This is a genomic window from Micromonospora sp. NPDC001898, from assembly GCF_042891255.1.
GTDB lineage: Bacteria > Actinomycetota > Actinomycetes > Mycobacteriales > Micromonosporaceae > Micromonospora.
Window position 1 is genome coordinate 42193 of sequence record NZ_JBIATC010000023.1, and the last position, 25338, is coordinate 67530.

Sequence of the window (25338 nt, forward strand, 5' to 3'; positions counted from 1 at the left end):
TGCCCGGCCCTCTCGCCCATGTCTCCCGCCGTCAACGAGGACCAGGCCGCCACAGAGCCCCAGGATGCCACCGCAGATGAGATCAACTGATTGGGGAGTCAAGGAATCCTGGGCCGTCTCTGGGCCGTCTGGGCCGTCACCGGGCCGTCAAATGCCGCCCAACGATGACCAAAGTCAACCAACGGCACCAGACAAAGAACCAGCTCAGAGCCTTGATCAGGGCTCTGAGCTGGTGGGCGACGGACGAGTCGACCTGTACGCCGGATTCTGTGCCCGGCGCGTACCCCTCGCGGGGTCCGCGCCAGCGGCGGTCATCCATCTAGGCCTACCGTCGCCGGCAGGCTCGTGCGGCCTACCCACAGACATCGGGCGGGCAGCCCTCAAGCGTCTGCGCTGGGCCGTCACCTTGCGGTGATGGCCCATTTTGGCCTTGCTCCGGGTGGGGTTTACCGAGCCATCCCGGTCACCCGGGATGCTGGTGGGCTCTTACCCCACCGTTTCACCCTTACCGTCCCCGTTGGGGTCGGCGGTCTGTTTTCTGTGGCACTGTCCCGCGGGTCGCCCCGGGTTGCCGTTAACAACCACCCTGCCCTGTGGAGTCCGGACGTTCCTCGGCGACGGGCCGGAGCCCGTCGACGCGACCGCCCGGTCGACTCGTCCGTCGCTCACCCATCCTAACGACGTGGCGTCCGCGTCTATTGCGCACCCGTCGGTGAGCTTCCGCCTTCACTCAGGGGGTGCCGATCCGTCACGATGCCCGGCCCGGCGTACGCCTTCGGAGAGTGAGTCAGGAGCCCGCCGGCACGACGGTCGGCGCGGGCCGGGGTGGCCGTACGACTAGCCTCGGGGATCGTGGATCTCTCCAACGCCGCGCTCCTGGTCACCGCCGGTCTCGCCGCGGGCACGGTGAACGCGGTGGCCGGGGGCGGTTCGCTGATCACCTTCCCGGCCCTGATCGCGATCGGCCTGCCGCCGATTCCGGCGAACGTGAGCAACTCCGTGTCGGTCTTCCCCGGTTACGTGGCCAGCGTGGCGGGCAGCCGGACGGACCTGCCGCGCGGGCGGTCGCTGTGGCTGCTGCTGCCGACCGCCGTCGTCGGCGCGATCGTCGGCTGCCTGCTGCTGCTGGCCACCCCGGCACGGGCGTTCGAGCTGACGGTGCCGTTCCTGGTGCTCGGGGCCACCGCCGTGCTCGCGTTCCAGGATCCGCTGCGCCGCCTCGTCGGGCACCCGGCCGACCTGACGCCGCGCCGTCGTACCGTGACGGTGCAGGCCATGGTCGCGGTCGGCGCGGTGTACGGCGGCTACTTCGGCGCGGCGCTGGGGGTGATGCTGGTGGCCGGCCTGGCCCTGGTGCTGGACGCGACGCTGGCCCGGGTGTCGGCGGTCAAGAACCTGCTGTCCGCCACGGTGGGGCTGACCACGCTGGTGGTCTTCGCGCTGTTCGGCCCGATCAACTGGGCCGCCGTCGCGGTGGTCGCCCCGGCGACCCTGGCCGGCGGGTACGCGGGCGCGCGGCTGGTCCGCCGGCTGCCGCCCGTGGTGCTGAAGACCCTGATCGTGGTGTTCGGCACCGGCATCGGCCTGTACCTGCTCTGGCGCGCACTGCGCTGAGCCCGCCCCCCGGGGAAGCTGAGCCCGCTCCCCGGTGCCGCCCGGGGAACGGGGCGCGCCGTGGTGAGCCCGCGACCGGGGGGCTTGCCGGAGCCGGCGGCCATCACCCGGGCGAAGGCCAGGTAGACCGCCGATCCACTCCGCCCCCAGATAGCTGCATCATGCAAATAATTCGGTTGTATCATACAATCATGAGCGACGACCACCCCACGGGAAGCGGGCCGGACGAGACCGCCCTCGCGCGGATCGAGACCGAGGTGGCGATGCTGATGCGCCTCGGTGAGGCGACCCGACGGGCCACCGGCACCGCCGAGCACCGGGTGCTGGACCGGGCGGCGTACGTGATCCTGCGGCACCTGGCCGTGGCCGGGCCGCAGAACGTATCGGCGCTGGCCGCCCGGCTCAACCTCGACGGCTCCACGGTCACCCGGCAGGTCTCGGCGATGCAGCGGGATGCCCTGATCTCCCGGTCCCCCGACCCGACCGACGGCCGGGGCACGGTCATCTCTCCCACCCCGGCCGGGCTGCACCGGATGGACGCCGTGCGGGCGGCCCGCACCCGGCTCTACGGGGACATCCTCGCCGACTGGACGCCCGGGGACCGGGGCACCCTCGCCGACATGCTCGCCCGGCTCAACGAGGCCCTGGAGAACCACACCCGCCGCTGATCCCGGCCGGGCGGGCACACGGAAGGGCCCCAGGTCGACCTGGAAACCCCGCGCGAAAACTGAGAAAGAGTGGCCATTCGCCGAGAAATGGCCACTCTTTCCGTGAAAGTGCGCGGGGTGGGGTTAGGGGGTGGGGAGGTGGGCGGTGTCGTTGATCGAGCGGACCGCCAGGCCGCCGTCGGGCCAGCGGTCCAGGACGGAGATGCCGGCCGCGTCGAGGTAGAGCCGGTGCAGGAACGCGTCGTCGGCGCTGAGGGCGTCGCGCAGCACCAGCTTGATCGGCGAGACGTGCGAGACCACCACCACGGTCTCCCCGGGGTACGCCTCGATCAGCGCGTCCGTGATCCGGGTCGTCCGTGCGGCGACCTCGGTGAACGACTCGCCGTCCGGTGGGGCGACGCGGGTGGAGGCGAGCCAGGCGTCCAGCTCCCCCGGCCAGCCGGCGCGTACCTCGGCGAAGGTGCGCCCCTCCCATGCGCCGAAGTCGCACTCGATCAGGTCGCCGGCCGTGCGTACCGGGACGTCACCGAGCGCCCCGGCGATCGCCTCGGCGGTCGCCGTACACCGGGACAGGGGCGAGCTGACCACGGCCGCGACGGACGGGGCGAGGGCGGCCACCCGGGCGGCCGTGGCCCGCACCTGGGCCCGGCCCCGCGCGGACAGCGGCACATCGCCCCGGCCGGAGTAGCGGCGCTGCTCGGTGAACTCGGTCTCGCCGTGCCGGACCAGGATCAGCCGGGTGGCGGTGTCGCTGGGCTGCGGTTCCCAGGACGCGGGGATGGTGGCCGGGTCGGAGCCGGCCCCCCGGGTGGCGGCGCGGGCGGCTGCCTCGCGGGCACGGGCCCGGCCGGGCGAGTCCGGGGCGGCCACCTCGCGCGGCGGCTCGACGATCGCCGCCGCCGCGGCGGTGCGGGCCGGCTTGCCGGCAGCGGCGTCCATCGCCGCGTTGGCGAGGGCGTCGGCGTGCCGGTTGCGTTCCCGCGGGATCCACTGGAAGCGCACCGCGGCGAACCGGCCGACCAGGGCCGCCGCCTGCGCGGCGAGCGGACGCAGCCCCGGGTGCTTGATCTGCCAGCGCCCGCACATCTGCTCGACCACCAGTTTGGAGTCCATCCGGGCGTCGACCTCGGCCGCGCCCAGTTCGGCGGCGGCCTCCAGGCCGGCGATCAGCCCGCGGTACTCGGCGACGTTGTTGGTGGCGGTGCCGATCGCCTCGGACCGCTCGGCCAGCACCTCGCCGCTGGCCGGGTCCCGGACCACCGCGCCGTAGCCGGCCGGGCCGGGGTTGCCCCGGGACCCGCCGTCGGCCTCGATGACAACCGCGCGCACCGCCACGCGCCTACAGCCCGGACTCGTTGGTGCGGACCATGATCCGGCGGCACTCCTCGCAGCGGACCACCTCGTCCGGGGCGGCCTTGCGGATGCGGGCAATGTCGGCGCCGGAGAGGTCCAGCCGGCAGCCGCCGCAGCGGGCACCGGTGAGCAGGGCCGCGCCTAGGCCGCTGTCCTCGCGGATCTTGTCGTAGAGGGTGACCAGTTCGCCCGGCAGGTCGCCGGCGAGGGGCTGGCGGGCGGTCCGCTTGAACTCCTCCTCCTTGGCGATCTCGGCGAGGGCCTCGTCGCGACGCTGCTCGGCCGCGGCCCGCCGCTCCCGCGCCTCGGCCGCCCGCCGCTCGATGTCGTCGAGCACCCCCTGCGCGGTCTCCCGCTGCTCCATCAGCTCCAGCTCGGCGTCCTCCAGGTCGCCCTGCCGGCGGTTCAGCGAGACCAGCTCGTGCTGGAGCGCCTCCAGTTCCCGGGCCGGTCCGGTGCCGGCGGCGAGCCGCACCTCGTCCTTGCTCTTGCGGGCCCGGACCTGCTCGACATCCTTCTCCAGCCGGGCGATGTCCCGGTCCAGGTCGTCGACGGCGACCTGGGCGCGGACCCGCTCGTCCTCCAGCGCGGACAGCTCCCGCGCGAGGCCCTCCAGCTCCGCCCGCTCGGGCAGGGAACGGCGGCGGTGGGCGAGCTGGGCGAGGGAGGTGTCGATCGCCTGGAGGTCGAGCAGGCGGCGCTGGACCTTGGGGTCAGCCTTCACGGTCTGGGCTCCTTGTCGTCCGCGGCGGGGGCGGGGTCGGAATCGGGGTCGGCGGCGGATACCGGGGCGGCGCCGCCGGGCGCGGGGTCGGTGGTGGCGGGGTCGGCGGGTGCCGAGCCGACGCCGGGCGCGGCGGCGTGCACCGTCCACGGGTCGGTGTCCAGGTCGGACACCATGGTCTCGACGCCCAGCTCTGCCCGAAGGAGGGCGGCCAGGGCGTCCAGCCAGGGTCGTTCGGTCGCCCAGTGGGCGGCGTCGAGCAGAGCCGGGCCGCCGGCGGCGAGGTGCTCGCCGGCGGGGTGGTGGCGCAGGTCGGCGGTGAGGTAGGCGTCGACGCCGGCCGCGGTGGCCGCGCCGAGGAAGGCGTCCCCCGAGCCGCCGCTGACCGCAAGGGTACGCACCGTCCGCGCCGGGTCGCCGGCGGCGCGGACGCCCCAGGCGGTGGCGGGCAGCACGGCGGCGGCGTACCGGGTCAGCTCGGCGAGGCTCATCGGCCGGGGCAGCTCGCCGATCCGGCCGATCCCCCGGCCCGCGCCGGCGGCCGGGGTGCCCGGGGCCGGGGGGTGCAGCGGGCGCAGCCCGGTCAGCCCGAAGCGGGCCGCCAGCGCGTCGGAGACGCCGGGATCGGCCACGTCGGCGTTGGTGTGCGCGACGAGGAGCGCCACATCGGCTTTGATCAGTTGGTGGACGATCCGCCCCTTGTACGTCGTCGGGGCGACGGAGGAGACCCCGCGCAGCAGCAGCGGGTGGTGGGCGACGATCATGTCCGCCCCGGCGGCGAGGGCCTCGGCGACGGTCTCGGGGACGACGTCGACGACGCAGGCCACCCGGCGGACCTCGGCGGTCGGCTCGCCGAGCACCAGCCCGACCCGGTCCCAGTCCTCGGCCCAGGCCGGCGGGTAGTGCCGGTGCAGCGTCGCCACCACGTCGGCCACCGTCGGCGGTGTCGGGGTTGTGCTCACGGCGGGCCACTCTACCGGCGCGCGCCGTAGGTCAGGGTCGCGGCGGTGGACAGGGCCCCCGGGTGCAACGGAATCCGTCGGCAAGGGGGCCCTGCTCCTCGATCAGGCGGCTGGGGTGACCGGGCAGCGCCGGTCGCGGAGCGCCGCCAGGCCGGCGCCCCACGGGAACGCGTGCAGGTGGCGCTCGCCTGCACCGGGTGGATGCAGCGGCACGACGTGCTCGCCGAAGATCACGTCCACCCCCCACTCGGCGAGCCGGGCCAGGCTGGCCCGGAAGGCCGGGTGCCCGGCCATCGCGGCGTTGGTGAACGGCACCGCCACGATCGGCACCCCCTTGCCCTGCGCCTCGACCAGCAGGCCCAGGGCGAGGGTGTCGGTGATCCCGGCCGCCCACTTGTTGACCGTATTGACCGTGGCCGGGCAGACGATCATCGCGTCGGCCGGCGGCAGCACGTCCGGGTCACCCGGGTCCTTGTACCGGCTGCGGACCGGATGGCCGGTCTGCCGGGCCAGCGCCGGCCGGTCGACGAACTTCCCGCCGTCCGGCGTGACGACAACGCAGACCTCCCGGCCGTCCTGCTGGGCCAGCTCGACCAGCCGGCCGACGTGACCGGCCAGCGGCGACCCGCAGGCGATGACGTAGAGCACCCCTTGGCGCTCGCTGCCGCGGTGCGGGCCGTGCATACCGACCCCCGCCGCACTCATACTCCCACTCCCATGTGCTCAGCCAACTCCGCAATCGGCGGAGGCGGCGCACCCCGTGTGCGACGCAGGACGTCCGACATCACTTCGTGGGCGATGGGGCGGCAGCGGATCTCCGAGGGCGCGAGCCGGTCGCCGCGCAGCAGCATCTCCCCGGCGGTGGCCACGTCGCCGATCTGGGCCATGCCCCGGGCGATGTCGAGCAGATGGTGGGCCCGGCGCTCGGGGAGCAGGCCGTTGAAGGACGACTCGGGGATGCGCTGGTGGTGCACCTCCACCGCCCGCCCCCCGTCGCCCAGCTCCACCGCGGCGGCGGCCCGGTGCAGCTCGACGTTCGTCGGGCCGAAGGAGGTCCAGTAGTGGTTCTGGTCGCCGCCGAGCAGGACGGCCGCCTCCTGGGCGCCGTTGATCAGGTCGTCCACGGTCGCCGAGTCGCCGAGCCGGGCAGCGGCCATCGCGCCTTGGAGCAGCAGTATCCCGTAGACGGAGAGCCGGTCCGGGGTGGCGTCGTTGCCGCCGCCGGGGGCCAGCCGGTTGGCGATGTTGACGTTGAGCTCCAGCGCGGAACGGGCCCGCCCCATGGCGACCATCGCGTTGCAGACCCGGGTGGTGGCGATCCCGGCGAGGAGTTGGTCGTCGGCCCGCTGGGCGACCGCCATCGACCGGTCGGCGGCCAGCCAGGCCAGGTCGCACTCGCCGAGCTTGCGCAGCACCGAGGAGGCGATCTGGTACACCTGGCCGAGCAGGTGGGCGGCATCGCGGGCCTGGTCGCCGTCGTGGCCGGCGTCCGCGGCCTGGGCGTCGCGCAGCAGCTTCGGCAGCGCCCGGATGAGCATCCCGTAGCGGCCGTACTGGTAGGTCAGCCAGGCGTGGTTGACCGCCTTGCGCATGTCCGTCAGCGGCGGCGGGAACGGGGCGGCGTCGAAGTAGGCGCTCATCGAGTCGTACCGCTCCAGGGCCGCCCGGATCTCCTGGACCTCGACCGGGTCGATGCAGTTGAGCACGTCGGTACGCCGCTCCGGGTCCTTGCCGAGCAGCAACTGAACGTCGACCTCGAGAATGTAGGCGATCTCGTAGAGGACGGAGAACTTGTCCAGCCGGCGCACCCCGCGCTCGACCTTGTCCACCCAGCTCTTGGACTTGCCGAGCCGGTCGGCGAAGACCTGCTGGGACATCTTGCGCCGGCCGCGCCAGTACGCCACCCGCCGACCTATGGGTAACTCGTCCATGTCCATTCCTCCCCTGGCCGGGCCGGTTGGCCTCGGCGGCGACCGTACGGACGGATCGATGGTCCGTTCGTTTTCAAGTTTTCGCTGGTCGCACAGCCTGTACGTCGGCCGTGTGGTCAGCGCTCTTAGCTTTCGTGCAAGTTGCATCAGCCGTTCCGTCAAGTCAACGAACGCGGGTTACGGCAGTGACGGCGCTCGACAAGCGACCTGGCACCTACCGGTCCGGGCGAGAGGAGTTCGTAGGCATGTGGGGGAACGTCGGGCCGCGGGTCGCGCAGCTGTCGCCGCTGGAACGGGTCCGGCTGCGCCGGGTCGCCGTCCGCTACGCCGTCCACGGCTGGGAGGTGACGCCCGGCGCGTGCCTGGCCCGCAGCCGCTTCGTGTGCGGTCGGGCCGGCTGTCCCACCGTCGGCTGTCATCCCGCCCTGGAGGACTGGGATCGGGCGGCCAGCACCGACGCGGCGCGGGTCGCGACCTGGTGGCGCAGCCGCCCGTACGGCGTACTGCTGCCCACCGGGCGGGCGTTCGACGTCCTGGAGGTGCCGGCCCACCTCGGGCGGGAAGTGCTCGACGTGGTCGGGAACCATCCGGCCGGCGTCGGGGTCCGCGGCCCGGTGATGGTGACGCCGACCGGGCGTTGGATGTTCCTGGTCCGTCCCGGCGACCCGCTACGCCCGGAGCTGGAGCACTGCTTCCACGTGGTCCGGCACGGCGTCGGCTCGTGGATCCCGGCGCCACCGACCCGGCTGCCGGAGGGCACGGTCCGCTGGGCGGTCGCCCCGGAACAGGCGCGCTGGCAGCTCCCGGACTCCTACCTGGTGCAGAACGTGCTGGTCGACGCGCTGCGGGCCACCGGCGTGACGCTCACCCCCGAGTTGCTCCCCGGCCACCTGCCACTGCCACGACGCGGCTGGTGAACCCGCCCCGCCACACCCTCGGCGCGGCGGACACCGTCAGGTAGTCACACGCCGTGGCCGTTGCGACCGGTCCCGCCACACCCCTGCCGCGGCCGACGCCGCTGTGGACCGTCCGCCACCGGCCCGACGCGGGCGGGCGCGCCTGTCAGGGAGCCGACGCGCACCGGGCAGCGTCCCCGCGCCCCGGGACGTCGTTGACCCGGACGAGGGGGCGACAGCGCCCCGAGCGGGGGTGTGATGTCCAGCAGGGATGACGCGGCACGCCGGCCAGACGGCGCGGAACCGCCGCCGCACCACCGACGCGGGCACCGCTGGCCGCCGACCCGCCCGGCCGGCTCTCGCCCCGGCCGCCCCCGCCCCGGAGGCGCCCACCCGGCCGGCACCCGCCGCCCCGCCGGCTGACCCCCCCCGACCCCCCACCCCTGACCACCCCGCCCCGCCCCCACCCCCGACCACCCCGCCCTCCGCGATCTTGCAGTTCGGGCCCGGTCACACCGGGACGAAAGCCCCATCCCGGGGGCCGCGAGTGCATGATCACGGCGAGCGGCGGGGTGCAGGTCCGTCAGTCGGGGAGAGGGAGAGGGGTCGGGGAGGAGGCGGAGGCGGGGGAGGGAGTGCAGGCAGCGGGCGTCGTCCGTGATGACCGCGTGCAGGTGGCCCGGGAGGCGGTCGAGCCAGCCGATGCCGGCCACCCCATCGCCACCGCCGCCGTGGCGTACGCGTCGGCGACCCCCATGTGCCAATTCCGTTTTCGTCGAACGCCGGCGCGGCTGCGCCCGGGGGTGCGGCGGGGTGCGGCGGTTACCGCTGGCGGAGTTGCCACGGAAGGTGACCGGGGGGAAGGGCCTTCAAGACACGCCGAACCAGCCCGGTGGAGGCATTTGAGGCGGCGCTCAACACCATCGGCGGAGGGTCCGTTTCGACTGCTGCCGGGGGCGACGTCCGGAGCAGGACGAACACGCACCGGGCGGGCCCGGACGTGCCGTTTCGCACCGTCCCGGCGCGAGGTGCGCTGTTCCACACGGCACAGGGAAACTTGAGCCGGGAGCAAGGCTGCGCTCAGGCGGCCACGACCCGGGGAACCGCGCTCCGGCAGCGGTGGACGGACCACCGGCGGGACGTCGACGGCCGCTCCCGCCCGGCGGCCTGTCGAAAGTAGCAGCAGGAGGAGCGCGTGAGCCGCCGCCGCAGCGGGTATGCCGCCGAACCGCTGAACGCGTGAGGGGAAGGCACCGCCATGCTCAGCAAAGAGGATCAGCGCAGGTTCGAACAGATCACCCGTCAGCTCCGGGAGAGCGATCCGGAGTTCTTCGCCCGCCTGGAACACCGGGCCCGGGCCCACCGCGGCCGGTACCTGATGCTGTTGACCATCGTGCTGTGGGCCTCGCTGCCGGCGGCGACCGTGCTGGCCGGCGGGCTGGCCGGGGCGATCTTCGCGGTGGTACTGCTGGCCAACGCCGGGCTCATGTGGCGGTTCCGCCGCCGCTGGCTGTGACGCCGGCCCGGCCGCCGGTCCGACGTGGACCGCGGCCCGGACCCTCCCCGCCGGATGGTCCGCCGCCGGCCGGGATCCGTCATCGCGTCGTCGGACGGGCCCCCGACGCCGGTGCCCGGCCCGCCTCCGGGCGGGCTTGGCCGAACTCCCGGTACGCCCGGCGCAGCCGTTCCAGCAGGCCCGGCCCGCCGAGCGCGGGCGCGGGCGCGCCGAGCTGCCGCAGCAGCAGGTCCGGGCCGGTCGACAGGGTCGGTGGCCGGTCCGGCAGCGGCACCGGAGGCACCCAGAACCGGTCGACGGCCTCGTCCAGCGGTGCCGGGGGCAGCGCGGCGAGTGCCCGAGCCGCGCCGACGGCCGGCGCGACCCGGCCACCATCGTCCCTCGTGGACGGCGATCCGGGCCCGCCGCCGGCAACCGCCGGGGTGGACGACGTGGGTTCCCGACCGGGGCCGTCCGGGGTGGACCAAGCGGGCACCCGACCGGAGCCGTCCGGGGTGGACCAAGCGGGCACCCGACCGGGGCCGTCCGGGGTGGATCGCGCGGGCACCCGGCCTGCCCTCGGAGCGCGCCGATCGCCCGCCGTGGCACCGGCAGCGCCGGCGGCCGGCTCCGCGCGGTCGCCAGCCGTGGCGGCGGCGCGCAGGTCGCGCAGCCGGTCCAGCAGCTCCGCCCGACGCCGTCCCCGCCAGTGCAGCAGCTCGAACGGGTCCGCGTCGAACGCCTCCGCGAGCAGGTAGAACGCCGCCGCGAGGTGCTTGCACGGGACGGCGAAGTCGGGGCAGTCGCACCGCTGGGCCAGCTCATCGACCCCGGCGGGGAACAGCGGCGCCCCGACGCCGGCGCACAGCTCCTCCAACTCGGCGGGGAGGTCGCCGGCGAGCAGTCGGGCGCTGAAGAACGCCTGCGCCGCCAGCTCCGCCTCGATCCGGTCCCACAGCGCCGCCGGGAACGGCTCCAACGCGATCCGCACCCGGTACGGCCCGGGCCGGGAGCCCTGCACCCGCGCGGTCACCACGCCGGGGGCGACGTCGAGGCTGAGCACCTGGCCAGCCCGCGCGTACGACCGGCCCCGGGTGAGCCGGGTGCCCAACGCGAACGACTCCAGCACCTCCAGGAACCGGCGGGACCACCAGGACCGGCCGATCGCGCCCCGGGTGCTGCGGGCGCGCAGTCCGCCGTCCACCCGGCGCGGCCGGCCGTAGTCGGCGAACCGGCCGGTCGACGCCGACCCGTCCGGCGGCGGCCCGGTCACTCGGCCACCGCCCCGGCCTCCAGCGCGAACAGCTCGCGCAGCCGCTCGGTGGACAGCTCGGTCACCCACTGCTCCCCGGAGCCCACCACGGACGCGGCGAGGCTCCGCTTCTCGGCGATCATCGCGGCCACCTTCTCCTCCACCGTGCCGGCGCAGACGAACTTGCGGACCTGCACCCTCCGGCGCTGGCCGATCCGGAACGCCCGGTCGGTGGCCTGGTCCTCGACGGCGGGGTTCCACCACCGGTCGACGTGGACCACGTGGTTGGCCGCGGTGAGGGTCAGCCCGGTGCCGCCGGCCTTGAGGCTGAGCACGAACAGCGGCGGCCCGTCGGCGGACTGGAACCGGGTCACCATCGCGTCCCGGTCGGCCTTGCCCACCCCGCCGTGCAGGAAGAGCACCTCCCGGCCGAACCGGGCGGAGAGGTGCCCACGCAGCATCCCGCCGAACTCGGCGTACTGGGTGAACAGCAGGGCCCGCTCCCCCGCCGCGAGCACCTCGTCGAGGATCTCCTCCAGCCGGGCCAGCTTGCCGGACCGGCCGGCCAGCGCGGACCCGTCACGCAGGAGCTGGGCGGGGTGGTTGCAGACCTGCTTGAGCCGGGTCATCGCCGACAGCACCAGGCCGCGCCGCTCGATGCCGTCGCTGGACTCGATGCGGGCCAGCATGTCATCGACCACCGCCCGGTAGAGCGACGCCTGTTCGGCGGTGAGGTTGCACAGCACCTCCATCTCCAGCTTCTCGGGCAGATCGGAGATGATCGACGAGTCGGTCTTGAGTCGGCGCAGCACGAAGGGGCCGGTCATCCGGCGCAGCCGCTCGGCGGCCTCGGCGTCGCCGTGCCGCTCGATCGGCTCGGCGTACGCCTTCTTGAAGCTGGCGGCCGGGCCGAGCAGGCCGGGGTTGGCGAACTGCATGATGGACCACAGGTCGGCGAGCCGGTTCTCCACCGGCGTGCCGGTGACCGCCACCCGGTGCCGGGCTGGCAGCGACCGGACCGCCTCCGCCTGCCGGGTGGCGGCGTTCTTGATGGCCTGCGCCTCGTCCACCACCAACCGGTGCCAGTCGATCCCGGCCAGCTCGACCGCGTCGCGGGTGGCCACCGAGTAGGTGGTGAGGACCAGGTCCGCCGCGTGCACGACCGCGGCGAACCCCTCCCGGCGCGCCCGGTCGGCACCGTGGTGCACGTGTACGCGCAGCGTCGGGGCGAACCGGGCGGCCTCCCGCTGCCAGTTGCCGACCAGCGACATCGGGCAGACCAGCAGGGTCGGCCCGGCGGTCGGCGGGTCCCCGGCGATCAGGGCCAGCAGCTGCACCGTCTTGCCCAGCCCCATGTCGTCGGCGAGCACCCCGCCGAGGCCGAGCGACTGGAGGAACGCCAGCCAGGCCAGGCCTCGCCGCTGGTACGGCCGGAGCGTCCCGGTGAACGTCGGCGGCGGGTCCAGCGGGGTGAGCCGCCGCTCGGCCTGCCCGGAGAGCAGCTCGCCGAGCGCCCCGTCGGCGGTCACCTCCAGCACCGGGAGCGCGTCGTCGGAGTCCGCGTCGGCGAGGCCGAGCCGGAGCAGGTCGGCCACGGTCAGCTCACCGGCCGAGCGGAGCATCCGCAGCCCGGCGGCGAGCCGCCCCGGGTCCAGCTCCACCCAGCGCCCCCGCAGCCGGACCAGCGGCGTCTTCAGCTCCGCCAACGCGGCCAGCTCCTCGGCGGTGAGCGGCTCGTCGCCGAGGGCCACCTCCCACCGGTAGTCGACCAGCGCGTCCAGGCCGAACCCGCCGTCGGCTGCCACCACGGTGCCCGGCGCGGTGCGGCTGCGGGCCTGCAACCGGGCCCCCAGCCGGGACGAGGGCCGCCGCCACCAGGACGGCAGCAGCACCCCGAAGCCGGCGGCGTGCAGCACCGGAGCGCCGTCGCGCAGGAACCGGTGCGCGCCCTCGACGTCCAGCTCCAGGGCCTCCGGGGTGGCCGTCCGCAGCGCGGTGTCCAGCTCCGGCCAGAGCCGGCTGGCCCGGCCCAGCTCGGCGAGCAGGATCTCCTGCGGGGAGTCCAGCCGGCCGGCGAGGGCGGGCACGGTGTGCGGGGACCGCCAGACCTGCCCGGCGTCGACGATCAGGCTCGGCTCGTCGGCGGCCTGGAGCCCGAACTCGACCCGCCAGCGGGCGGCGTCGGGGAGCGTCCCGGCCTGGTCGGCCACCGCCTCCCGCAGGTCATGGGCCCCGGCCGGCACGTCGCCGAGCGGGTCGGTCAAGGCATCACCGATCGGGTCGGCTGCCGGCTCCACCAGGCGGAAGCTGGCCCGGACCGCGCCGCCGGCCGCGTCCCGCTGCCAGTCGTCCAGCTCGGCGCGCAACGCCGCGAGGGCCCCCGGCTCGGCGGTGAACTCCCCGGCCGGCCCCGTCAACGCGGCCAGCCAGGCCGGCACCGCGCCGGCCGGCCGGCCGCCCCGGGTCGGCGTGGTGCGGGTGAGGGCGGCCCGGGCTGCGGCGTCGGTCAGCGCGTCGAGGGCGTCGGCGACCAGGTCTCCGGGGGGCAGGTCGCCGGCGGCCCGGGCGGCCGGCGGGAGGGCCAGGGCGAGCGACCGGGCCCAGGCCGCGTCGGCACCGGTGAGCAACGGCCGCCACACCGCCCGCGCCGCGACCGCCCCGGGCCGGGCGGGCCGGCGCCGGGCCCGCGTCGCGGCGCCGGCCGGGCGGAACGATGCCGGGTCCGCCCGCGCCACCGGGGACCCGGTGGCGTCGTCCTCGGGCCACGACGGGGCGACTCCGGGCAGGACGCGGCCCCGGCGGACCAGGTCGGCGGCGAACTCGGCCAGCTCGGCCAGGTGCCGAAGGGTGGCGCCGGGCACCCCGGCGTAGTCGCCGGCAGCGCGCAGCAGCGCGAGCGCGTCCGCCGGGGCGTACCGGAGGGCGGGGGCGCGCCAGCCGGCGAGCGTGACCGACCCGCGGACCGGCTCGGCGACGGCGGTCCGAACCAGCTCCGGCGAGTCGACCGGCGAGCCCGCCCGGGTGGGCAGGCGCAGCAGCACCGACCCGGCCTCGGCGGTCCCCGGCCCGGTCGTCCCCGGCGCGCCGGGCGGCCGGCCGATGGCCGCCGACCCTGTGCTCTCGGGGCCCGCGGTCGCCGGCCCGTCCGTCCCCGGGCTGTCCGTCCCCGGGCTGTCCGTTCCTGGGCTGTCCGTTCCTGGGCCGGCGGCGGCCCGGCGGGCGGGCGGCGGGACGTCGGCCTGCGGGTCGGCGGGGTCGAGGGCGGCGGCCAGGGCGGCGGGATCGGCGGCGAACGGGTGGGGCCGCTCACGGGGGGCCCGGCCGGGGCGGCGGGGCGCCCGCGCCGGCAGGGCGGTGTCCTCGGCCCAGACGGCGAGCCCCGAGCCGGGCAGCCACGCCCCGTGGATGACCAGCACCTGTCCCCCTCCGACCGACGACCACCGAGAATAGCCGGGCGCCGCCGGACCGGATCGGGACAACGCCCGGCGCCGTCTGGGTTTCGTTGGTTGTGTTCCCGGGCGGCGGGCGCGCCGGCACAGCCCGGGCCGACACCGCTGGAGCGAGCCCCGCCGTTACCGTGGGCCCCATGTTCGATCTTCTCGTGCTCGGCGGGCTGGGGGTGGACCTGCGGGTACGCGTGCCACAGCTTCCGCTGCCGGCCGCCGACTCGCTCACCGTCCCCCCGATCGACCTGCGGGTTGGCAACACCGGTGCCGGGGTGGCGCTGGCCGCCCGCGCCCTCGGCCTACGGGTGGCGGTCGTCGACGTGCTCGGCGCCGACCCGGCGGGCGAGGTGGTCCGGGCCGCGCTGGACCGGGCCGGGGTGCACACGGTGCTGGCCGTGGCCCCCGCCGGAACCCGCCAGTCGGTGAACCTGGTGGACCCGGCCGGCCGGCGGATGTCGCTCTACGACCCCCGCCCGTGGCAGGGGCCGCCGCCGTTCGCGCCGGAGCGGCTGACCGCGCTGGCCCGGGACGCGGCGCACGTGCACGTTTCGATCATGGACTGGGTGCCGCCCCTGCTGCCCGCGCTGCGCGCCGGGCTGCCGGCCGGAATCGGCCTCTCCACCGACCTGCACGACTGGGACGGCGACAATCCGTACCACCTCCCGTTCGCCGACGTGGCCGACCTGGTCTTCGTCAGTGGCGTCCGGCTCGGGGAGCGGGCCGGGGCGGTCGCCGCCGCGCTGGCGCCCCGGACCACCGTGGTCACCCGGGGCGCGGACGGCGCGGAACTCTTCGTCGCCGACGGGCCGCCCGCCCGGGTGCCCGCCGCCGGGCCGCCGGGGCCGGTGGTCGACACCAACGGCGCCGGGGACGCGTTCGCGGCCGGCCTGGTCGCCGCCCGGCTGCGCGGCGCGGGGCTGGCCGGGGCGGCGGCGTACGCGGCCCGGGTCGCCGCGGCGGCCTGCACGCACGACGGCATGGAGTACCCGCCGGGGCTACTGCCGCTCGGGTGAGCGGCCCGGCCCGGCCGAGGTGGGCGCGCCACCCGGCCGGCCGGGTGGCGCCGGTGGTCAGACCGCCCCGGTGGAGCCGTCGGTCAGCTCGCGCAGGATGTCGGCGTGGCCGGCGTGCCGGGCGGTCTCCTCCACCAGGTGCGTCAGGATCCAGCGCAGGGAAACCTCGCCGAGCTGCGGGTGCGGCACCACATGGTCGAGGTCGAAGCGCGCGGCGACCGCGCGGGACCGGGCGCAGGCCCGCTCGTAGCCGGCCAGGAGGGACTGCACCGTGTCGGCGTCGTCGAGGGTGAAGCTCGCCGCCGCCTCCTCCTCGGTGGTCGGAGGGACGTCGCCGGGCTCCGGGGCGAGCAGGTAGGGGAACCAGTTCCGCTCGACCAGCGTCAGGTGCTTCACCAGGCCGGCGAGGGTGGTGAGGGAGGGCACCAGCCGGCGCCGGGCGTCGGCGTCGCTGAGGCCACGCAGCTTGCGCGTCACGGTCGCGCGGTGGAAGTCGAGGAAGGATTCGAGCACGGCGCGCTCGTCGCCGGTGCGGGCCAGCACCGGCCCGAGGGTGGGGTCGATCGCGATCTCCGCCATCTCCCGACCCTAACGGTCACCACCCGATCACACTGCCCCGCTCACCGCACCTCCCAGCGGCAGATCTTGGAAGATTTCGGCCCCCGGAGGGGCCGTTTCCTACCAAGATCTCGCCCGCCCCCGCGAACGCGGCGCAGACCGAGTGCGCGGGCGGGGATCTCCTGCGGGCCGGCGGTCGCCCCGGCAGGATTGGACGCATGGCAGCAACGGAGGAGATCCCGCTGGCGGGCGGCACCGCCGACGGGCAGGCGGTCACGGTCGAGCTGGACAGCAACGGCCGTCCGCCGTTGACCCACCACCACCTCGGCGAGCACGGGCTGGCCGAGGCCGAGATCTACGAGTTGGAATCGGTGGCCGAGGGCGGCCAGGGGTGGCTCTACCGGTGGCGGGGTTCGGCCGTCTGACCCCCGGGTACCCCGGTCGGCCGAAGCCGGCCGTCAGCCCGGCCCGGCAGCCGCGCCGAGCGCAGGCTCTCCAGCACCGCGCCGGTCACCTGCGACGTGCCCCGGGCCTGGTCGCAGACCTCGGCCACCCGGCGGGCCGTCTGCGCGGCGCGGGCCTCCCGCTCGTCCCACAACCGGTCCACCTCGGCCAGCAGCGGCCCCTCCACCTCCCGCTCCACGCCACGCAGCGCCGGCACGCCGAGGCGCTGGGCCAGGTCGAAGACCTTCCCCGCGTACGGCAGAGGCAGGAACGGGGTGCCGACCATCGCGGCGAAGATCAGGAAGTGCAGCCGCATGCCGACGGCGAGGTCGAAGTGCCGCATCAGCCCGAGCACCTGCCGGGGTGAGTAGTCGCCGTGCAGGATGCGCCCCCGCTCGGCGGCGGTCATGTGCGACATCACGCCGTGCGAGTGCCGGATGTCGTCGCGTTCCATGGGCACGAAGAGCACGTACGCGTCGATCCGGTGGATCAGGAAGTCGGCGATCTGGGCGATCAGCCGGTGGTAGCCGTCGACGTCGAGCCGCTCGGCGGCCCGGCCCGGTTCCCGGACGCTGAGCCCGACCAGTCGCCGGCCGGCCGGCACCCCCTCCTCACGCAGGAACCGCTCGGGGAACTCCTCGGGCTCCAGCAGGAACGCCGGGTCGGCGGTCACCGTGATCGGGTTGATCAGCCCGGCCTCCTCCAGCACCATCCGGGACTCCTGGTCCCGCACGGTCACCTCGGTGGCGCCGGCCAGGGTCTCCCGGACCATCCCCGTGTCCACTCCGTCGCTGAGCGGCCCCACCCCCACCGCGTACGTGAGCAGGGGCAGGCCCCGCTCCTGGGCGACCCGGACCACCCGCAGGTAGCGGCGGGCCTCCCGGTCGTAGAGGATGCCGCCGCCGCCGAGGATCAGCAGGTCCAGCTCGGCCAGCACCTGCGCCGAGTCGACCCGGCTGACCCCCTCCCAGGGCACCGCCTCCACGTCGGGGTGGGCCCGGGCGGTGTGCTCCGGGTTCCGGGAGAAGACGATGATCCGCGCGTGCGGCTCGTGCGAACGCAGGTCGGCCAGGAGGCCGGTCAGGATCGCCTCGTCGCCGAGGTTGCGGCCACCGTACGAGCCCAGCACGCCGATCGTCAGCGTGGTGCGGTCCCCCATCGCCTCGCTCCTCCCGGTATGCGTCCGGCCTCCCGGTCTGAGTCCGTGCGTCCGGCCTGCCGGTGCGCGTCCGGTTCCCGGTGTGTGCGTCCGGGCAGGGTTCCCGCTGGGTCCGGGGGCACACCTGGGACGGTCAGCCGTCCGGGCGGGAAGACCGGCTTGCTCACCGGGCCGACCGGTTGCTCATCCGCTGGGCGCAGGGGCTTCCCGGCGGGCGAGGATCACGTCGAGCATGTCGGACAGTGAGTCCCGCTGCCCCTGCCCGGCGCGCGGCGTGCCGAACTTCATGCGTCGGTCCTCCCTGGCCCCGCCGGGCTACTCGGTCGGCCAGTCGATGTCGCGCGACCGGATCCGCGCCGCCAGGATCCTGATCCAGCCCGCCTCGGCGGCGACGACGTTGCGCCAGTAGGCGGCTTCGAGCATGTACACCTCGGGCACCCCGGCGGGCTCCTGCCGCAGGGCCGTCAGCCGCTGGCCGAGGCGGGCAGCACGGTCGTCCAGGATCGACGCCGCGTCGTCGGCCGGGAGGATCCCCAGGTAGGCCACTGCCATGACGAAGTCCGGGGAGGCGACCTGGGCGTCGCTGAGCCCCTCCACGACCCTGCGGCTGAAGTCCGTCAGACCCGCCTCGGTCACCTCGTAGGCCGTACGCGGCGGCCGGTTTCCCACCCGCTCGGGGACGCGGGCGGCGACCAGGCCGGCCCGCTCCAGCGCCTTCAACAGGGACGTGAGGGTGCTGCGGGTCACCGACACGTGTCCGTACCGGTCGCGTAGGCGTGTCGTGAGGTCGTAGGCGTGCGACGGCTGCTCGACGAGGAGCCCGAGCAGCGGCAGCACCAGGCTGTTCCGGGAGGCGTCCAGGGGCACCGGGACAACCTAATAGACGTATACGTCCAATCGCAACCTCGGATCCGGGCCGGGGACCTCGCCGCCGTACTCGACGCCCGACGCCGGCCCCGGTCAGGCCGGCCCCGATCAGGCCGGCCCCGATCAGGCTGGCATCGGTCAAGCCAGCACCGGTCGAGCCAGCACCGGTCAAGCCGGCACCGGTCAGGCCGGCTCGCGGACCTGGGTGGTGAGGAACGGGATCACCGCGGCCGGCAGCGCCGGCGAGGCGACGATGTCGTAGTGGGTGAGGCCGGGCAGCACGGCCAGGCGCGACGCGGGACGGTCGGTACCGTCCCAGCCGGCGTCACGGTGGCCGCCTCCGAGCAGCCCGAAGAACTCCGCCACGTGGCCGACCGGGATCGAGTCGGCGTCGGCGAAGACCAGCAGGGTGGGCAGGGCCAGGGCGGCCACCTCGGCCGACCAGTCGTACTCGCGGCGGAGCAGATCGCCGGTCTTGGCCCAGAGCGCCGGCCAGTCCTGCGGGCGCGGGGCCACCCGGGCGTACAGCTCGTGCGGCGGGGTGCCCCGCATCCGCTCGCCTGTCCGCTCGTCCTGGGCGCCCATCGCGGCCAGCACCTCCGGGTACCAGCCCTGCCGTCGGCAGGGGGCGGAGACCACCACCAACCGGCGCACCAGGTCCGGGTGCTGGATCGCGACCCGCAGGGCCACGCCGCCGCCCAGCGAGTAGCCCAGCACGTCGGTCTCCCCGAGGCCGAGGTGGCGGATCAGCGCGGCGACGTCGTCGGCCATCGACTCGTACCGCAGCGGGCGGTCGACGTCGGCGGTGCGGCCGTGGCCCTGAAGGTCGACCGCGACCACCCGGCGGCGCCCGGCGAGGGCGGGCAGGACCGGTGCGAACATCTCCACCGCGCCGTACCCGCCGTGCAGCAGCACCAGCGGGCGGCCGGAGCCGTGCACCTCGTACCACAGCCGCAGGCCGTTGACCTCCGCGTAGCTCACCAGGGCACCTCCGGCTCGTCCGGCCACTCGCCCCGATCCAACACCAGCCGTACGAAATCCAGGCGTGGATCGCCCCCGGCCCACCCCACGACGACGCCCAGGGGCCGCCGGCCGCCCTGGAAGGCCGGGGTCGGCCAGGACGACGGGGGTAAGCCACCGCGGGCGTCCGGGTGCGGGCCTCCGCCGACGCGGTCGCCGAGGGCAGTGATGACGCCCGCCGGAATTCCTCCTATCCCGGCCGGACGCACGGGTCGGTGACCGTGTAGGTCGGGCTCTGCGCCGTGCGGCCGTCCGCCGCGGTCGCCCGTACCGACCAGGTCAGCGCCGACGCGCGCAGCCCTCCGACGGTCACCCGTCCGGCGGAGCCGTCCACCGTCGTGGCCCGGGTCGACGTGCGGCCGCCGGCAGGTGTCCAGCGAACCTCGGCGCCGCCGAGCGTGGCACTGCCGGTGGCCTGCACCGCGAGGCTGTACGTCTCCGCACCGCACCGCACCCGCGCGGTGGCGGAGACCGTGAACGGCGCGGCGATCTGCGGCGCGGCGGTCGGCCGGGGCACGGTCGGTGGTCTGCTCGGTGCCACGGTCGGTGCCGGTGCGGTGCCACCCGGCACGACATCGGGCGCGGCGGGCGCATCGGTCCGGACGACCCCGTCGCCGTCCGCCGGCCCGGCGACGGGGCCGGAGGTCGCACCGCCGGTGCCGGCCGGAGCCGGCGGGTCGGCCTCCGTGGCCGTGCCGGACGGCAGCGGCGCGGCGGGGGGTGCCACCGGCTCCCCGGCCGGCTGACCGAGCACTTCGGACACCGGTTGGCCGGCGCCGTCCCGCGCGGCGGTCGGGCCACTGCGGGCCAGTGCCCAGGTGCCGGACACGGCGATGAGGATCAGCAGAGCCACGGTCGCGGCCAACCGCCGACGGTTCCGGTCGCGGTCCGCCCGCGAGGTCGCCCGCACGGCGTGCGTCGTTCCGCGCGGCACCGCCGCCGCACCGCCCGGGGACGCCGTCGCGTCCCCAGCCGCTGGAGTGGACCCGTCGGCCGGGCCGCCCGCCGGCCCGGCATCGCCGGATCCGGAGGGTTCGTCGGCCGCTGGCGCCAAACCGGCCGTTGGGTCGGCCGGAACCGCACCCGCCGGATCGGCTGCCACGTCGGACGCGGGGCCGGCCGGAACCGCACCCGCCGCGTCGGACGCCGGGGCGGCGAGGACGTCGGTCACGCAGACCTCGGCCAGCCTCGGCCACACCGTGTCGGCGACGACCAGGAAGGCCGGTGCCGTGTACGCCGACAGCAGCGCGGCCGGGCTGAGCTGTTCCCGCCGGAGCAGCCCGCACACCGCGCAGTTCTCGATGTGCCGCGAGACCCGCTTGCGCAGGGTCGGGGTGAGCCGACCCTGCCAGCCGTCGATCAGGTCGGCGAGGGTGGGGCAGTCCCGGGCCCCGGTACGGGCTACCAGCAGCGCCCCCAGCGCCCGTTCGAGCTGGGTGCGGGCGCGCGACAGGCGGGCGTGCGCGTGGTTGGCGGGCACCCCGAGGGCCGCGCCGATGTCGGCGGAGGACAGGTCGTGCCGGATGGCCAGGTGGACCACCTCACGGTCGCCCGGGTTCAGCGCGTCGGCCGCGGCGTGCACCAGGTCGCGTACCTGCTCGGCGTTGACGCCCGTGGCCGGGTCGGCGGTGTCGGCCACCGGCTCGTCGGCCTCCTCCAGTGGCAGGGAGCGGGACCGCTGCCGGAGCTGCCGGAGGCACTCGTTGCGCACGATCGCGTACAGCCAGGAGCGCAGCCGGTCGGGCTCGCGGAGCTGGTCGATGCGCTGGCTGGCGGTGAGGAACGCGTCGTGGACGGCGTCCGCGGCGGCCTCCGGCTCGCGCAGCATGGTCCGGGCGTACGTGTACAGCCGGTCGGCGTACCGCCGGTACATGCCCTCCAGCCCGGCCCGATCGCCGCGACGCACCGCCTCGACCAGCGCGATGTCGTCCTGTGCCGCCGTGTCCATCGTGTCCCCCGCTGCTCGTCGACCGTGCCAGTAAAGCCGCGAATTTTTTTCTTCGGGACTTTCTGTTGGCATCCCGACCCGACCGCGCTCCTACCGGTGTCGAGCACCCCTAGAAAGAGGAAGACACCATGCGAGAAGGATTGAACCGGAACCGTTGGTCGCGTCGGATCGCCGTGGGCGGGGGCGTGCTGAGCGCACTCGTGCTCGGCCAGGTGGCCCTCACCGGACCGGTCGCGGCGGTGCCCGGTCTGAGCTTCAAGACGACGACCGGCCCCAGCAACAGCGTCGCGAAGTCGCAGAACGCGACCTGTCCGGCCGGCACCAAGGTCATCGGCGGTGGCGGCGCGATCACCGGTTCCGGCCTCGGGCAGGTCGGCATGGACATCATGGTGCCGCTGGTGGGCTCGGACGCGTACTCGGTGACCGGACGTGAGGACGAGAACGGCGTGTCCGGCAACTGGGCGGTCACGGCCAACGCGGTGTGCGCCCCGTTGCCTCCGGGCCTGGTGACCGTCTCCGGCAGTTCGGCGCCCAGCCTCGGCACGTCGAACTGGTTCGAGAAGTCCTGCCCGGCCGGCAAGCACGCCATCGGGGTCGGCGGCGCGGTCGTCGGGGCGTCGAACAGCGAGATCGTCCTCGAGGATCTACGCATCAACCAGAACAGCGTCGTGGTGGCGGGCGCCGAGGACGGCACCGGCTTCGCCGGCACGTGGTGGCTGGACGCCACGGCGATCTGCGCCGACCCGCTGCCCGGCGAGCAGCGCGTGATCGACGACAGCGTCTACAGCTCCACCGCCACCCAGTCGGTCACGGCCACCTGCCCCGCCGGCACGCGCGTGCACGGGGTGGGCGGCGAGATCCTCGGCGGCGAGGGCGAGGTGCGCCTGACCGAGATGCGGGCCACGTCCTCGACTGTCGTCACCGTCCGCGCCGCGGAGGACGAGAACGGCTTCAGCGACACCTGGAAGGTGCGCGCGTACGCCGTCTGCGCGAGCTGACCGGCAGGTATCCGTGGTCCCGCGCCGGGCGTCCGGCGCGGGACCACCGCCACTCGGCCCGCCCTCGCGCAACGCGAGTTCTCCGAGGAATTGCTGGGCATGCCGAAGTGCGACGGCCACGGCCGCCCGGTCGACTACGGGTACGGCCCGATCGCGGTGCTCGACGAGGCGCGCGCCGACGGCCGGCGCGGGATGCCTTCAGTTGGCGTGGCGGTGGCGGAACCAGCTTTGTCAAGGTGCCGACGCTTCGTTCAAAAGCGTTGGGCCGTGATGTTTGCCTATTAACATCCGCCAACGTTGAGGGGTGCCCATGAAGCATCGGTTAGCCGCCCGTACTGCTGTCGCCGTCGCCGCCGCCGCGTCTCTCGTACTGCTGCCGCTGCCCACGCCTGCGCACGCCGGGGGTGGCTGCGACCCTGGCGACTGGATTGAGATCAACACGGGGGCTGGGGCTGAGTCACCTTCGTGGCAGCGGGGCCACAAACACATCACCGGAAACCACTACGTGAAGGAGATCACCAGCACCGGGATCCTCTGGTACGCCGACAACAATGGCGGCTCCGACGGCGACACGAAGGACACCCGGTACGAGCACACCTACTGCAACCACTGAACTCCGACGAAGCCGCTCACCCGCGAGCGAGGGAGACGGCTTCTGCTGTTGCGGAAGTCATGACGTCACGCCGGTGCTCGCGGGTAGCGTCGCCGAGGTGAGGGTGTTGCTGCGTGGTGGCCCCGGTGACGGCCAGGTGGTGGCCGGTGCCGGTGAGACTGTGGTGTGGCAGGCGTGCCTGTACGAGCGCACCACCGGCCTGGACGGGCGCCACGGCGGGCAGGTCAGGGTGTACCGGCACCGCCCTGGTTGCTGCGAGCCGTACGGGCGCGGTGCCGAGGACCGCTGCGAGTAGGTGATCTGACAGCTACGTCGCCTGCGGTCCACTGGGCGGCGGGAACGTGAGCGGCCCTCCGGGTGGCACCCATCCGCCGTCCTGCCGTCCGAATGGTCGCCGCCGTCTGGGGCCGCCCATTCCCTCAGGTCGTGTGCACCGGTGGCGGTGGTTTTGCGGGGCCACAGGTCGCAGGTCAGGGTGTGGGTGGTCCTGCTGGTCACTACCTGGGGCATCCTCCCGCCGAGTGGGTAGGCCGGCCAACCCCGATTCAGCCCTCGCCCAGGTGGTGTGGGTGAGCGGAGGATACCGGTGCGAGCCCATAGCGGATAGTGTCCCCAACCACACTGTCCGCTAACTTGAAGGGTTCTGCCATGGCCTTTGGTCATCGATGGCTGTCGCGAACAGTCGCCGCTGCGCTGCTCCTCCTTGCCGGGATGGCTACCCCTGCTGGTCCCGCCTCAGCGGAACCGGGCGCGAAGTTCACGTTCGATCTGACCGGTACGACGATTCCGCTGGGGGTCAACAAGAAGAGGGTCCACCTGAAATTCACCAATCTGACCGACAAGACCCCGAGGGAGATCCTTTTCTACGTCCGCCCCTTGGAACTGGACTGGGCGGACAAGGCCTCACTCGCGTGGCCGGAGGGCGGTGGCTCCGGCGAGTGCGACGGCGACGCTGCGGGATGGTACTGCCGTATCGAATCGAGCGTGCTTCCGGATCTGATGCCTGCTCCCGGCGGGACAGTAGAATTTCCTATTGACATTCACATCCACGAGAGCCAGGAGCCTTACGAAGGAAGGTTCCAGGTCGAGGCAGGCATGGCCTGGGGTGAGGACAGCATGCGACCCAGTGCCAGCAAATGGTTCACGCTCAAGTTGGTCGACGATCCCGAGGCCGACCTGTCGGTGGTGGCACCGGACGTGAAGAAGTCGGCGCGGGTCGGTGCGGGTGGCGGGCTCGAACTCACCGGGACGTTGAACCCGGGTGAGACGGGCGCGGTGCGGTACCGGGTCGTCAACCAGGGCCGGAAGGCGGTCAGCGGCGTCAAGGTCACGCTGCGCCTGCCCAAGGGTGTGACGTTCGCCCGACCGCCGAGGGAATGTGCGGTCGGCAACGACAGACGGTCGGCGGTTTGCACCTACGACAGGCTCGCGCTCATACCGACCGGCCAGGACACCGACCCAAATGACAGCATTCACTCCGCTGTCGAGCTGCACAATCTGGTGACGGTGTCGGCCTCCACCAAGGCACCCGCCACGTTGAAGGGCGGGACTGTGCAGGTCGAGGGCTTGACCGAGCGCACGGACCCCCGCTCCGGCCCGGAGCGTACCGAACTGCCGGCGAACGCTGTCGCCGTACGCGCAGCCGATGTGGACGACAGCGACAACCAGGACGGGTTCGCCGTCGTGGTCGCCGCCAGCGGCGGGGGTGGCGGGGACGGCGGCGGGGGTGGCGGTGGCGGGGGTGGCGGTTTGCCGATCACCGGGTCGCAGACCGGGCTGATCGCCGGCACCGGTCTCGCCATGGTGGCGGGTGGCGGCATCATGTTGCTCCTCGCCCGGCGCCGCCGCGCGGTCCCGATGATCCCCGGCGACGAGACGCCCGCTGTCTGATTTTGTCCTCCACTGGCCCGTGAGGGCAGTTGACGTAGAAGGGCGGGATGTTCTCCCATCCCGCCCTTCGCTCTTCTAGCAGCAACCGGGCGGGCGGCGCTCACCACGCCGATCATTCGATTCTCGGTGGAGATGGCGCAGGTAACCCGCCACAGTGGCAGCACCGCCGACCTCGACGTGCGGCGTGGCGGGCAGGTGCGCATCGGGCGGCTTGTTGCGAGGGTACGGGCGTGGCGCCGAGGATCGCTGCGAGTAGCCCGATCATGCAGAAGCCGGCCGTCCCCGAAAGGACGGCCGGCTTCGCTTGTGGGGACGGCCTCGGTCAGCGGGCGATGCGCTTCTCGCTCGGCGGGGGTGATAGACCACAACCCGTTAGCGGTCACCTGCACCAGTGAGGCTTTTCCATCGTGATGGTGCTGGTCACGGTGGGTGCGGGGAGCCCGTGTCGACATAGGACGAGGCTCCCGGTAAGACAGCAGTCGACCAA

Annotated in this window: 20 protein-coding genes, 1 other RNA gene and 2 pseudogenes; 9 read left to right on the forward strand and 14 right to left on the reverse strand. The window is 74.4% G+C overall.

Translation table 11 applies throughout. The features are described 5' to 3' along the window. Positions 1 to 240: 240 nt before the first annotated feature. Positions 241 to 657, reverse strand: an RNA gene (gene rnpB, locus ACFYZF_RS27840) — RNase P RNA component class A. Between the two features lie 195 nt (positions 658 to 852). Between rnpB and ACFYZF_RS27845 the strand changes: the two genes are divergently transcribed. After that, positions 853 to 1614: a sulfite exporter TauE/SafE family protein gene (locus ACFYZF_RS27845; protein WP_387025691.1), complete on the forward strand. Its 762-nt coding sequence runs from the start codon at positions 853 to 855 to the stop codon at positions 1612 to 1614. Between the two features lie 191 nt (positions 1615 to 1805). Next, entirely contained in the window at positions 1806 to 2282 is a 477-nt protein-coding gene (locus ACFYZF_RS27850; protein WP_387025693.1) for a MarR family winged helix-turn-helix transcriptional regulator, read from the forward strand. Positions 2283 to 2405: 123 nt separating this feature from the next. On the opposite strand, the gene ACFYZF_RS27855 is transcribed toward ACFYZF_RS27850, so the two are convergent. The 5 genes from ACFYZF_RS27855 to ACFYZF_RS27875 form a co-directional block, all read right to left on the reverse strand. Beyond that, complete coding sequence (locus tag ACFYZF_RS27855; protein ID WP_387025695.1) at positions 2406 to 3617, reverse strand: bifunctional RNase H/acid phosphatase; 1212 nt, start codon at positions 3615 to 3617, stop codon at positions 2406 to 2408. A gap of 4 nt (positions 3618 to 3621) precedes the next feature. Further along, positions 3622 to 4359, reverse strand: a complete 738-nt coding sequence (locus ACFYZF_RS27860; protein ID WP_387025697.1) for a zinc ribbon domain-containing protein — start codon at positions 4357 to 4359, stop codon at positions 3622 to 3624. Then, the gene (locus ACFYZF_RS27865) at positions 4356 to 5321 is read right to left on the reverse strand and encodes a Nif3-like dinuclear metal center hexameric protein (RefSeq protein WP_387025699.1); all 966 of its coding nucleotides are present in this window, start codon (positions 5319 to 5321) and stop codon (positions 4356 to 4358) included. The genes ACFYZF_RS27860 and ACFYZF_RS27865 overlap by 4 nt, the downstream gene beginning before the upstream one ends. A 102-nt stretch (positions 5322 to 5423) precedes the next feature. After that, positions 5424 to 6005, reverse strand: coding sequence for a flavoprotein (locus tag ACFYZF_RS27870; protein ID WP_387025731.1), 582 nt, complete (start codon positions 6003 to 6005; stop codon positions 5424 to 5426). Positions 6006 to 6022: 17 nt separating this feature from the next. Next, on the reverse strand, positions 6023 to 7252 hold the full coding sequence (locus tag ACFYZF_RS27875; protein ID WP_387025701.1) for a helix-turn-helix domain-containing protein: 1230 nt from the start codon (positions 7250 to 7252) through the stop codon (positions 6023 to 6025). 245 nt (positions 7253 to 7497) lie between these two features. Between ACFYZF_RS27875 and ACFYZF_RS27880 the strand changes: the two genes are divergently transcribed. Continuing rightward, positions 7498 to 8169, forward strand: coding sequence for a bifunctional DNA primase/polymerase (locus ACFYZF_RS27880; protein WP_387025703.1), 672 nt, complete (start codon positions 7498 to 7500; stop codon positions 8167 to 8169). Positions 8170 to 9406: 1237 nt separating this feature from the next. After that, positions 9407 to 9664, forward strand: coding sequence for a DUF3040 domain-containing protein (locus tag ACFYZF_RS27885; protein ID WP_387025705.1), 258 nt, complete (start codon positions 9407 to 9409; stop codon positions 9662 to 9664). A 79-nt stretch (positions 9665 to 9743) separates the two neighbouring features. On the opposite strand, the gene ACFYZF_RS27890 is transcribed toward ACFYZF_RS27885, so the two are convergent. The 3 genes and pseudogenes from ACFYZF_RS27890 to ACFYZF_RS27900 form a co-directional block, all read right to left on the reverse strand. Then, positions 9744 to 10916, reverse strand: coding sequence for an SWIM zinc finger family protein (locus ACFYZF_RS27890; RefSeq protein ID WP_387025707.1), 1173 nt, complete (start codon positions 10914 to 10916; stop codon positions 9744 to 9746). After that, positions 10913 to 13951: pseudogene (locus ACFYZF_RS27895) on the reverse strand (DEAD/DEAH box helicase); the annotation flags it as partial. The gene ACFYZF_RS27890 and the pseudogene ACFYZF_RS27895, both read right to left, overlap by 4 nt. A gap of 165 nt (positions 13952 to 14116) precedes the next feature. Then, a pseudogene (locus ACFYZF_RS27900) lies at positions 14117 to 14311 on the reverse strand (hypothetical protein); the annotation flags it as partial. Between the two features lie 170 nt (positions 14312 to 14481). Between ACFYZF_RS27900 and ACFYZF_RS27905 the strand changes: the two are divergent. Continuing rightward, positions 14482 to 15354 (forward strand): carbohydrate kinase family protein, encoded by an 873-nt coding sequence (locus ACFYZF_RS27905; protein ID WP_387025708.1) that lies wholly within the window; start codon positions 14482 to 14484, stop codon positions 15352 to 15354. 57 nt (positions 15355 to 15411) lie between these two features. Here the strand turns inward: ACFYZF_RS27905 and ACFYZF_RS27910 are convergent, their stop codons facing one another. Then, complete coding sequence (locus ACFYZF_RS27910; protein WP_387025710.1) at positions 15412 to 15933, reverse strand: DinB family protein; 522 nt, start codon at positions 15931 to 15933, stop codon at positions 15412 to 15414. A 197-nt stretch (positions 15934 to 16130) separates the two neighbouring features. Here ACFYZF_RS27910 and ACFYZF_RS27915 point away from each other — a divergent pair, with 197 nt between their 5' ends. Next, on the forward strand, positions 16131 to 16337 hold the full coding sequence (locus ACFYZF_RS27915; protein WP_387025712.1) for a hypothetical protein: 207 nt from the start codon (positions 16131 to 16133) through the stop codon (positions 16335 to 16337). Here ACFYZF_RS27915 and ACFYZF_RS27920 read toward each other — a convergent pair. From ACFYZF_RS27920 to ACFYZF_RS27935, 4 genes are all read right to left on the reverse strand, one after another. Continuing rightward, positions 16310 to 17515, reverse strand: a complete 1206-nt coding sequence (locus tag ACFYZF_RS27920) for a polysaccharide pyruvyl transferase family protein (RefSeq protein ID WP_387025714.1) — start codon at positions 17513 to 17515, stop codon at positions 16310 to 16312. The genes ACFYZF_RS27915 and ACFYZF_RS27920 overlap by 28 nt on opposite strands. Positions 17516 to 17830: 315 nt before the next feature. Beyond that, entirely contained in the window at positions 17831 to 18382 is a 552-nt protein-coding gene (locus ACFYZF_RS27925; protein ID WP_387025716.1) for a PadR family transcriptional regulator, read from the reverse strand. A gap of 183 nt (positions 18383 to 18565) precedes the next feature. Next, positions 18566 to 19363 carry an alpha/beta fold hydrolase gene (locus ACFYZF_RS27930; protein ID WP_387025718.1) on the reverse strand — a complete coding sequence of 266 codons (798 nt, stop codon included), beginning with the start codon at positions 19361 to 19363 and terminating at the stop codon, positions 18566 to 18568. Positions 19364 to 19592: 229 nt separating this feature from the next. After that, positions 19593 to 21350 carry a sigma-70 family RNA polymerase sigma factor gene (locus ACFYZF_RS27935; RefSeq protein ID WP_387025720.1) on the reverse strand — a complete coding sequence of 586 codons (1758 nt, stop codon included), beginning with the start codon at positions 21348 to 21350 and terminating at the stop codon, positions 19593 to 19595. 128 nt (positions 21351 to 21478) lie between these two features. On the opposite strand from ACFYZF_RS27935, the gene ACFYZF_RS27940 reads away from it, so the two are divergent. From ACFYZF_RS27940 to ACFYZF_RS27950, 3 genes are all read left to right on the forward strand, one after another. Continuing rightward, positions 21479 to 22348: a hypothetical protein gene (locus tag ACFYZF_RS27940; protein ID WP_387025722.1), complete on the forward strand. Its 870-nt coding sequence runs from the start codon at positions 21479 to 21481 to the stop codon at positions 22346 to 22348. Positions 22349 to 23058: 710 nt separating this feature from the next. Beyond that, entirely contained in the window at positions 23059 to 23256 is a 198-nt protein-coding gene (locus ACFYZF_RS27945) for a hypothetical protein (RefSeq protein ID WP_387025724.1), read from the forward strand. Between the two features lie 353 nt (positions 23257 to 23609). Next, complete coding sequence (locus ACFYZF_RS27950; RefSeq protein ID WP_387025726.1) at positions 23610 to 24851, forward strand: hypothetical protein; 1242 nt, start codon at positions 23610 to 23612, stop codon at positions 24849 to 24851. The last annotated feature ends 487 nt before the right edge of the window (positions 24852 to 25338 follow it).

Excerpts from the sequence above, each read along its gene's own strand:
- ACFYZF_RS27850 (WP_387025693.1), top strand. The coding sequence starts at position 1,806 with ATGAGCGACGACCACCCCACGGGAAGCGGGCCGGACGAGACCGCCCTC.
- ACFYZF_RS27870 (WP_387025731.1), bottom strand. The coding sequence starts at position 6,005 with ATGCACGGCCCGCACCGCGGCAGCGAGCGCCAAGGGGTGCTCTACGTC.
- ACFYZF_RS27875 (WP_387025701.1), bottom strand. The coding sequence starts at position 7,252 with ATGGACGAGTTACCCATAGGTCGGCGGGTGGCGTACTGGCGCGGCCGG.
- ACFYZF_RS27880 (WP_387025703.1), top strand. The coding sequence starts at position 7,498 with ATGTGGGGGAACGTCGGGCCGCGGGTCGCGCAGCTGTCGCCGCTGGAA.
- ACFYZF_RS27885 (WP_387025705.1), top strand. The coding sequence starts at position 9,407 with ATGCTCAGCAAAGAGGATCAGCGCAGGTTCGAACAGATCACCCGTCAG.
- ACFYZF_RS27905 (WP_387025708.1), top strand. The coding sequence starts at position 14,482 with ATGTTCGATCTTCTCGTGCTCGGCGGGCTGGGGGTGGACCTGCGGGTA.
- ACFYZF_RS27910 (WP_387025710.1), bottom strand. The coding sequence starts at position 15,933 with ATGGCGGAGATCGCGATCGACCCCACCCTCGGGCCGGTGCTGGCCCGC.
- ACFYZF_RS27915 (WP_387025712.1), top strand. The coding sequence starts at position 16,131 with ATGGCAGCAACGGAGGAGATCCCGCTGGCGGGCGGCACCGCCGACGGG.
- ACFYZF_RS27920 (WP_387025714.1), bottom strand. The coding sequence starts at position 17,515 with ATGGGGGACCGCACCACGCTGACGATCGGCGTGCTGGGCTCGTACGGT.
- ACFYZF_RS27935 (WP_387025720.1), bottom strand. The coding sequence starts at position 21,350 with ATGGACACGGCGGCACAGGACGACATCGCGCTGGTCGAGGCGGTGCGT.
- ACFYZF_RS27940 (WP_387025722.1), top strand. The coding sequence starts at position 21,479 with ATGCGAGAAGGATTGAACCGGAACCGTTGGTCGCGTCGGATCGCCGTG.
- ACFYZF_RS27950 (WP_387025726.1), top strand. The coding sequence starts at position 23,610 with ATGGCCTTTGGTCATCGATGGCTGTCGCGAACAGTCGCCGCTGCGCTG.